General features: G+C 72.6%; 9 protein-coding genes. 4 read left to right on the top strand and 5 right to left on the bottom strand.

Annotated elements, in window-relative coordinates; genetic code table 11:
- Positions 1–167 (top strand): integrase core domain-containing protein (locus tag DSC45_RS32910; protein ID WP_162929412.1); only part of this gene is annotated, 167 nt, incomplete at its 5' end.
- Between the two features lie 195 nt (positions 168–362).
- On the opposite strand, the gene DSC45_RS32900 is transcribed toward DSC45_RS32910, so the two are convergent.
- Positions 363–971: a TetR/AcrR family transcriptional regulator gene (locus DSC45_RS32900; RefSeq protein WP_119295684.1), complete on the bottom strand. Its 609-nt coding sequence runs from the start codon at positions 969–971 to the stop codon at positions 363–365.
- Positions 972–1,062: 91 nt separating this feature from the next.
- Here DSC45_RS32900 and DSC45_RS32895 point away from each other — a divergent pair, with 91 nt between their 5' ends.
- From DSC45_RS32895 to DSC45_RS32885, 3 genes are all read left to right on the top strand, one after another.
- Positions 1,063–1,488, top strand: coding sequence for a nuclear transport factor 2 family protein (locus tag DSC45_RS32895; protein ID WP_119295683.1), 426 nt, complete (start codon positions 1,063–1,065; stop codon positions 1,486–1,488).
- Entirely contained in the window at positions 1,485–2,324 is an 840-nt protein-coding gene (locus tag DSC45_RS32890; RefSeq protein WP_119295682.1) for an NAD(P)H-binding protein, read from the top strand. Before DSC45_RS32895 ends, DSC45_RS32890 begins: the two co-directional genes overlap by 4 nt.
- A gap of 77 nt (positions 2,325–2,401) precedes the next feature.
- Positions 2,402–3,121, top strand: coding sequence for an MBL fold metallo-hydrolase (locus tag DSC45_RS32885; protein WP_119295681.1), 720 nt, complete (start codon positions 2,402–2,404; stop codon positions 3,119–3,121).
- A 33-nt stretch (positions 3,122–3,154) separates the two neighbouring features.
- Here DSC45_RS32885 and DSC45_RS32880 read toward each other — a convergent pair whose 3' ends face one another.
- From DSC45_RS32880 to DSC45_RS32865, 4 genes are all read right to left on the bottom strand, one after another.
- Positions 3,155–4,162, bottom strand: a complete 1,008-nt coding sequence (locus tag DSC45_RS32880) for an adenosine deaminase (RefSeq protein ID WP_119295680.1) — start codon at positions 4,160–4,162, stop codon at positions 3,155–3,157.
- Positions 4,163–4,172: 10 nt separating this feature from the next.
- Positions 4,173–5,081 carry a ribonuclease Z gene (locus DSC45_RS32875; protein WP_119295679.1) on the bottom strand — a complete coding sequence of 303 codons (909 nt, stop codon included), beginning with the start codon at positions 5,079–5,081 and terminating at the stop codon, positions 4,173–4,175.
- A 6-nt stretch (positions 5,082–5,087) separates the two neighbouring features.
- Positions 5,088–5,447: a histidine triad nucleotide-binding protein gene (locus DSC45_RS32870; protein ID WP_119295678.1), complete on the bottom strand. Its 360-nt coding sequence runs from the start codon at positions 5,445–5,447 to the stop codon at positions 5,088–5,090.
- Positions 5,448–5,587: 140 nt separating this feature from the next.
- Positions 5,588–8,857 carry a S41 family peptidase gene (locus DSC45_RS32865; protein WP_119295677.1) on the bottom strand — a complete coding sequence of 1,090 codons (3,270 nt, stop codon included), beginning with the start codon at positions 8,855–8,857 and terminating at the stop codon, positions 5,588–5,590.
- Positions 8,858–8,928: the final 71 nt, after the last annotated feature.

The raw sequence follows: 8,928 nt of genomic DNA, 5'->3' as shown, positions 1-8,928 counted from the left end.
CCCTGCTCGACGAATGGGCCTACCACCGCCCCTACACCTCAGACGCCCAACGACAAGCAGCATTCCCCGACTGGCTCGACTGGTACAACTACCACCGACCCCACACCGGAATCGACGGCCAACCCCCAGCCAACCGCGTCACCAACCTGCCGGGACAGCACATCTAGGGCGTGTCCGGCGAGTCGTGTGCGGTGCTCGCGGTGTCCGGTGCGTGCTCTCGGTGCGCCGGCCGGGAGTCGTCGTACCGGACGTACTCGGGCCTTCGGGCGGTGCGGCGATAGTGCGTGCCGTGCAGGACTTTCCGGACAAGAGCAGGGAATGCGATCGAGCGTCGACGGGCTGGGCCCGGGGCCGGCCTTCGGTCAGTGCTCGTTCGACGCGTCCCGCGCCGGGGCGGAGTTCAGGACTCTGGCGGTGAAGGCCGCCAGCTGGGCCCGCATCGTCTCGCGGGGCACGCCCTCGTGCCCGGCCAGGTGCTCGACGAGATCGGCCCGGGTGGCGGCGAGCAGGGCGTGGGCGGTGAAGTCGCTGTCGGCCGGTCCGGGGAGCCGGCTGAGCATCGCGGCGAGCAGGCCGTGCCAGTGCTCGTAGTGATCGGCCTGGTACGGGCTGCTGCTCCCGCTCTCCTCCAGGGCGAGGACGAGGCCGCGATTGTCGAGTTTGAAGCAGAGGACGGCGTCGAGCAGGGCGGGTACGCGTTGCTGCGGCGCGGTGCCGGGGCCCAAGGGGGGCGGTCCGTTCTCGACGGCCTCCCTGACCGGTTCCATCCGCGCTTCGTACAGGGCGCGCAGCAGTCCGTTGCGGTCGCCGAACGCCCTGAAGAGCGTGCCCTTGCCGACGTCGGCCGCCGCTGCGACGGAGGCCATGGTCACCGCCTCCGGGTTCTCGCCGCGGGCGAAGAGGGCGTCGGCGGCCGCGAGGACGGCCTGCCGGTTGCGGGCGGCGTCCTTGCGGGGCTTGCGGTCGGTCATGCTGCATCCTTCATTTGCGAAGCGGACCCCGGGTCCGTATCGTTCGTTGAAGCGGACCCGCGGTCCGTATTCTACGAGAGGGAGGATACCCATGCCTGCACCGACTTCTCCGGCAGACCTCTACCGTCACGGTCTGCAGCTGCTTCTCGACAAGGACATTCCCGCCTGGACCGACCTGTGGGCCGAGGACGCCCTCATGGAGTTCCCCTTCGCGCCTGACGGGTGGCCGAGGCGGCTGGAGGGCCGGGAGGCCGTCGGCGCGTACATGCGCGACTACCCGGATCACATCGACCTGCACGACTTCCCCGAGCTGCAGGTCCACCGGACGACCGACCCGGAGACCATCGTGGTCGAGATGCGTGGCGTCGGCCGCCTGGTGGAGACCGGCCGCCCCTTCGACGTGAACTACATCGTCGTCGTGACGGTCAGGGACGGACGGATCACCTCCTGCCGCGACTACTGGAACCCCCTCACCGCACTCGAACCCGGCACCGACTTCACCGGGAGCAACCGATGACACCTCCCCCGGCCACCCTGGTCATCGGCGCCACCGGCACCACCGGCAGCCGGACCGCGGCGCAGCTGACCGCCGCCGGCCACCACGTCAAGGCCGCCAGTCGTCGCGCCGTCGACGTCCCCGGCGCGGAGCCGGTCGCCTTCGACTGGTACGAACCCGCCACCCACGCCGCCGCCCTGGACGGAGCCGACCGCGTCTACCTGATCCCGCCCGTGGGCGACACCGACCCGGCGGCGGTCATGCTCCCGTTCCTCCGCCAGGCCCGCGCGGCCGGCGTGCACCGTGCGGTGCTCCTCAGCTCCTCGGCCATCCCCGAGGGCGGCCCGGCCGTCGGAACGGTGCACCAGGCCCTGCCCGGGCTGTTCGAGCAGTGGGCGGTGCTGCGGCCCTCGTGGTTCATGCAGAACTTCACCGGCACCCACGTACACGCCGCGAGCATCCGCGAGGAAGGCGCCATCTGGACCGCGACCGGGAACGGCCGGGTCGGCTTCGTCGACGCCGAGGACATCGCGGCCGTCGCCGTCCGCGCCCTGACCGACGCGCATGCGCCCAACACCGATCTCGTACTCACCGGGCCGGAGGCGCTCAGCCACGACGCGATCGCCGCCACCATCACCCAGGTCACCGGGCGGCCGGTGGACCACCGCCACCAGACCTACGAGCAGCTGCGTGACCGCCTCGCGGCGCACCTGCCGCCGGAGTTCGCCTCGCTCCTCGCCGGCCTGGACCGTGCCATCGCCGAGGGGGCGGAGGACCGCGTCACCGACACCGTCCCGCGCCTCACGGGCCGGCCCGCGCGTACCTTCCGCGCTCTCGTCGCACGAGAGAGCGGTTGAGCGAGCGGGACCCGGCACCGGCTTCGCCGTCGGCAGAGGCGCGTGGATCGGCGCCGACGCGTCACTACGGTCGAGCCATGAACCTCATCCAGATCACCTCTGCCGTCTGGCAGTTGCCCTTTCCGGTCGGGCACGTCCACGTCGTACGCCTGCCGGACGGCTTCGCCCTGATCGACACCGGGATGCCGGGGTGTGCGCCGGCGGTCCTCGACGCTCTGACGCAGCTCGGCGGACGCGCGCAGGACCTGCGGCAGATCGTGCTGACGCACCCGCACATCGACCACATGGGCTCGGCCGCCGATCTGGTCGAGGCCACCGGCGCGCTCGTCCTGGCCGGGGCCGCCGACGCCCCGGTCGTACGCGGCACGGCGCCCGAGTCCCCAGCCGTGCACACCGCCTCGGAACGCGCGCTTCACGAGCAGGTCATGGCGGGCTTCTCCGAGGCGGACGTGCAGCCCCCGCCGCGGGTACGCGTGGACCGGGAACTGCACGACGGCGACACGATCGACGGCTGGGGCGAGCCCGTCCACGTCCTGCACGTACCCGGTCACACCCCGGGAAGCATCGCGCTGCACCTCGCGTCCAGCGGCGTGCTGTTCCCCGGCGACAACATCGCCACCGCGGACGGCCGGGCGATCCTCGGTCCGTTCAACGTGGACAGAGAAGGGGCCGTCGCCTCCTTCCGACGCCTCGCCTCGCTCGACGTGGACGCGCTGTGCGTCCCGCACGGCGAGCCGGTGCACAGCGGCGCACGCGAGGTACTGCGGGCGGCGACCCCGGAGAACGACTGGCTGTGAGCGGCCGGCGGTGACCCGATGCGGGCCCGCCGCTCACTGATCGAAGCTGTACGCATCCACCTCGGCCAGGTAGCGCCGGCGCCGCTCCTCGTCGTCGTCGAGGAAGGCGGCCTCGAAGGAGTTGCGGGCGAGTTCGCGCAACTGCTCCTCGCCGAGCCCGAGCGCCTCGTGCACGGCGTGGTACGTGTCGCCGACGTAGCCGCCGAAGTAGGCCGGGTCGTCGGAGTTGACGGTGCACAGGAGCCCGGCCGCCATCATCTGCGGCAGCGGGTGGTCCTCGAGCACGTCGATGGCGCGCAGCCGTACGTTGGACAGCGGGCAGAGGGTGAGCGGGATCCGCCCGCGGACCAGGCGTTCGACGAGCTCCGGATCGCGCATGCAGGTCAGGCCGTGGTCGATGCGCTCGACGCCGAGTACGTCCAGGGCCTCGGCGATGTACTCGGGCGGACCCTCCTCGCCGGCGTGCGCGACGCGGCGCAGCCCGAGGGCGGCGGCCGCCTCGTACACCTCACGGAACTTGGCGGGCGGGTGGCCGACTTCGGCGGAGTCGAGGCCGACGGCGGTGATCCGGTGCAGGTGGGGCCGGGCGGCTTCGAGGGTGGCGAGGGCGGATTCGGCGGACTGGTCGCGCAGGAAGCACATGATGAGCCGGGTCGAGATGCCGTGTCGTTCCTCGCTGCGTTCCAGGGCGCGGGAGAGGCCTTCGACGACGGTGGCGAGGGGGATGCCGCGGGCGGTGTGGGCCTGCGGGTCGAAGAAGATCTCGGCGTGCCGTACGCCCTGTGCCGCGGCCCGTTCCAGGTAGGCGTCGGCCAGTTCCTCGAAGTCCTGCTCGGTGTGCAGGACTGCCATCAGGCCGTAGTACAGGTCGAGGAACGACTGCAGGTCCGTGAAGAGGTAGGCGCGGTGCAGTTCCTCGGTGTCGGCGTAGGGAAGTCGGACGCCGTTGCGGGCGGCGAGGGTGAAGGCGAGTTCGGGTTCGAGGGTGCCTTCGATGTGCAGGTGGAGTTCGGCCTTGGGGAGGTCGTACGGGAGGTTCATGAGGGCTCACTCAGGGGGTGCGGGAGGGTACGGGGATGCGCGACAGGTCGGCGGCGACGGTCAGTTCGCCCGTGAAGCCGGCCGCGCGGGCCTCGCGTCCGAAGGCCTCGGGGTCCGGGTAGCGCTGCGAGAAGTGGGTGAGTACGAGGTGGCGCACACCGGCGTCGCGGGCCACCGTGGCGGCCTGAGTAGCCGTCAAGTGGCCGTGATCGGCGGCTAGTTGCGCGTCGGCGTCGAGGAAGGTGGACTCGATGACGAGGAGATCGCAGCCCTCGGCGAGGGTGTGCACGCCGTCGCAGAGGCGGGTGTCCATGACGAACGCGAAGCGCTGTCCGGGCTTCGGTGCGCTGACCTCGTCGAGGGTGACGCCGTCGAGGACGCCCTCGCGCTGGAGCCGGCCGACGTCGGGGCCGCTGATGCCGTGCTCGCGCAGCCGCTCGGGCAGGATACGGCGGCCGTCGGGCTCCTCCAGCCGGTAGCCGTAGGACTCGACGGGGTGCGAGAGCTTGGCGGTGCGCAGCGTGTACGGGCCGGTGGTGACGAAGGGGCCGTCGGCGGCGACCGGGGCCTCGGTGAGCCGGACGTTCTCCCGGTAGGCGGTGGCGTACCGCAGCCGGTCGAAGAAGCGCTGTCCGCTCGCCGGGTAGTGGGCGGTGACGGGGTGCGGCACCCGGTCGAGGTTGATCCGCTGGATCACCCCGGCGAGGCCGAGGCTGTGGTCCCCGTGGAAGTGGGTGACGCAGATGCGGTTGATGTCGTGGGCGGCCACGCCGGCCCGCAGCATCTGCCGCTGGGTGCCCTCACCGGGGTCGAAGAGGATGCCCTCGCCGTCCCAGCGCAGCAGATAGCCGTTGTGGTTGCGGTGGCGGGTCGGCACCTGGCTCGCGGTGCCGAGCACCACCAATTCGCGTACGGACAAGGCTCGTTATCCGGGAGGCCACTGCAGGCCGCGGCCGCCGAGCACATGGGCGTGGGCGTGGAAGACGGTCTGGCCCGCGCCGGCGCCGGTGTTGAAGACGATGCGGTAGCCGTTGCCGTCGACCTGTTCGCCGGCCGCCACCTCGCCGGCCTCGCGCAGCACGTCCGCGGCGATCTGGGGCTCGGCGGCGGAGAGCGAGGCCGCGTCCGGGTAGTGGGCCTTGGGGATGACCAGGACGTGGGTGGGTGCCTGGGGGTTGATGTCGCGGAAGGCGACGGTGGTGTCGCTCTCGCGTACGACGGTGGCCGGCACCTCCCCCGAGGCAATCTTGCAGAACAGGCAGTCCGCCTGCGGTTCGCCTGCCATACGGCGGCCTCCCTCACAGCCTGCGAGGTGCCGTCCCGCACCCGCCGGGAACGGGACGGCACCTCGCGAAGATCAGTACGTGGGCATCGTATCCGGGACGGCCCACGCGGCCGGGCCGCGCGCGGACGCGATGCCTCCGGTCAGTGAAGGCCGGGCAGTTCGGGCGCGGTCCTGGCCGGGTTCTCCTCGAGCGCGGCGAGTGCGATCCGGCAGGCCTCGTCGAGCTGCGGGTCCCGTCCCGTCGCGTAGTCCTGCGGTGTGGTGACGACCTCGACGTCCGGGTCGACGCCGTGGTTCTCCACGCCCCAGCCGGGTCCCTCCAGCCAGAAGGCGTACTTGGGCTGGGTGACCAGGGTGCCGTCGACGAGCCGGTAGCGGCTGTCGATGCCGATGACGCCGCCCCAGGTGCGGGTGCCGACGACCGGGCCGATGCCGAGCGCCTTGATGGCCGCGTTGACGATGTCGCCGTCGGATCCGGAGAACTCGTTGGCGACGGAGACGACCGGGCCTCGGGGCGCGTCCTCCGGATAGCTGGTGGGCCGCTCGCCGCGCGGCGAGACCCAGCCGACGATGCGGCGGGCCAGCTTCTCTACGACGAGCTGCGAGGTGTGGCCGCCGCGGTTCTCCCGTACGTCGACGACGAGGCCCTCGCGGGCGACCTCGACGCGCAGGTCGCGGTGGATCTGCGCCCAGCCGGGTGCCTGCATGTCGGGGACGTGGAGGTAGCCGAGGCGGCCGCCGGTGCGCTCGTGGACGTAGGCGCGCCGGTCGGCGACCCAGGCGTGGTAGCGCAGCGGTTCCTCGTCGTCGACGGGGACGACCACCGCGTGCCGCGGATCGCCGCCGCCCGCGGGCGAGATGGCGAGTTCGACGGGCTTGTCCGCGGAGCCGGCCAGCAGCGGTGCGGGTCCGGTGACGGGGTCGACGGGTCGGCCGTCGACGGCGAGCACGGCGTCCCCGGGGCGCACCGCGACGCCGGGTGCGGCGAGCGGTGAGCGGGCGTGCGGGTCGGAGGTCTCCGAGGGCAGGATCCGGTCGATGTGCCACAGGCCGTCGCAGTGGCGGGACAGGTCGGCGCCGAGGAAGCCCTGCCGGGTGTCGGAGGCGCCGCCGCCACGGGGGGTGACGTAGGCGTGCGAGGTGCCGAGTTCGCCCTGCACCTCCCAGAGCAGGTCGACCAGGTCGTCGTGGGTGGCGACGCGGTCGAGGACCGGACGGTAGCGGTCCAGTACGCCGGCCCAGTCGACGCCCGACATGTCGGCGCGCCAGAAGCAGTCGCGCATGACGCGGCCGGTCTCGTCGTACATCTGCCGCCATTCCGCGGCGGGTTCGACGGTCTGCCGGATGCGGGTGAGGTCGACGGTGATGTTGGTGTCGCTGTCGTCGTCGTGTGCGGGGCGGCGGTCGCTGGGGACCACCTTGAGGGTGCCGTCGGTGCGCAGGAGCACCCGCTTGCCGTCGCCGCTGACGGCGAACCCGGAGGCGTCGGGGGCGAGTTCCTCGATGCGCTGCTGTACCAGGTCGTAGCGCTCGAGCGGTGTGCCGGGGCCCGGGTCGTCGGGGGTGGCGCGGGAGACACCGAGGGCGCCGCGCACCGGGTGGCGCAGCCAGAGCAGTCCGTCCTTGGCGGCGCGCAGCGTCGAGTAGCGGGCGGCCTCGACGGGGAAGGCGAGTATCCGGTCGGCGAGGCCGTCCAGGTCGATCCGGGTGACGGGTGCGTCGTCGCCGGACACCTCGGAGGACTTCTCGGAGGCCTCGAACGGCCGGCCGTGCCGCTGCGGTCCGAACGGCGACGGGGTGGTGGCCGCGAGGGTGATCAGGTGCGGCCGGCACGCACCGACGAAGGCCAGATCGAAGACGTGCACGTCGTAGACCGGATCGAAGGAGCGCTCGGAGAGGAAGCCGAGGTGCTTGCCGTCCAGGGTGAAGGCGGGCGAGAAGTCGCGGAAGCGCAGCGGGGTGGCCTCGGACACCGTCAGGTCGGCGGTGTTGGCGAGCTTGATCTGCGACAGCGGTTCGGGGCCCGGGTGCGACCAGGCCAGCCACCCGGAGTCCGGGGAGAAGACCAGGCCCGAGGCGTCGCCGTGCTCGCTGCGGTCCACCTCGCGGACCTCGCCCGAGTCGCGCTCGACGAGCAGGACCCGTCCGTCGTGCGAGGCGACCGCGGCGCGGCTGCCGTCCGGTGCCATCGCGAGGGCGAGGACGCGGCCGAGCCGGCCGGCGCCGACGCGGCGCACCGATCCGCCCGGGGCGACGCCGGCGGCCGGCGCGAACTCGAGGGCGTCGTCACCCTCGGAGTCGGTGACCCAGACGACGTGTTCCTCGCCGTCGACGCGGAAGGTGCGCGGCAGCCGGGCGCGTACGCCCTGTTCGGCGGCGAGGGCGCGGACCGGGCCGTCGCGGTGGGTGACCCAGTGGACCGATCCGCGTACGCCGACGGCTCCGGCTCGGCCGGTGTGGTCGGGGACCGCGGCGGAGAGGTGCCGGTCGGCGCGCACCGGGTGCGGCTGCAGGTCGGTGCGCTGGCCGCCGAGGCGGACGTCGAGGCGGCGTGGTTCGGCGCCGTCCAGGTCGTCGAGGATCCAGAGTTCGCCGACGCGGGCGTAGACGACACGGGTGCCGTCGGTGGCCGCGTGGCGTGCGTAGAAGCCGGGGTGGGTGTCGCCCTCGGCGAGCGGGGTGTGGCGGCGCAGGTCGCCGCCGTCCGGGGTGGAGGAGTACAGGGCTCCGGTGCCCTCGTGGTCGCTGAGGAAGGCGATGCGCTCGCCGACCCACAGCGGGTACTCGATGTTCCCGTCGAGGTCGGCGTGCAGGCGGCCGAACTCGGCTGCTGCGACGCCTTGTCGGGAATCATCCGCGCCGGCAGCCGGCGGTGGCGGCGTCTCCGTGGCGATCCACAGTTTCCCGGCCGTACCGCCCCGGTAGCGCTTCCAGTACGCGGCCTCGCGGCCCATGGTGACCGACTGCAGCAGTACTTCGCCGGCCGGTCCGTACGCCACGTCGCCGACCGGGCCGTACGGCAGGACAGCTGCGGGGCCGCCGTCGAGCGGTACCGCGTGGGCCCAGCTGCGGCGCAGCGACGCCTGACCGTGGGTGGTGATCGCGAGAACCGACCCGTCCGGGGTCCAGCCGCGTACGGAGGTCTTGTTGCTGCCCCAGTGGGTGAGTCGTCGGGAGGGACCGCCGTCGACCGGCGCGACATGCACCTCGGGGGCACCGTCTCGGGTGGACGTCCAGGCCACGTGGGTGCCGTCGGGCGAGATCCGGGGGTGGGCCACCGGCATGTTGTCGGCGCTGACGCGCCAGGCGCGCCCGCCGTCGAGCGGGGCGACCCAGACGTCGTCCTCGGCGGTGAAGGCGATCAACTCGCCCCTCGGATGCGGAAACCGGAGATAGGCAGTCTGCGTCACCCCGTCACCCTAGGCTCAACTGCCGCACACGCACAGCGCTTTCGATCACTTGATCCCACCGTGCGGGCGGC

Source organism: Streptomyces sp. YIM 130001, assembly GCF_003574445.1.
GTDB lineage: Bacteria > Actinomycetota > Actinomycetes > Streptomycetales > Streptomycetaceae > Streptomyces.
The sequence above is the reverse complement of the archived record's forward strand: the minus strand, read 5'-3'. Positions and strand labels throughout refer to the sequence as shown.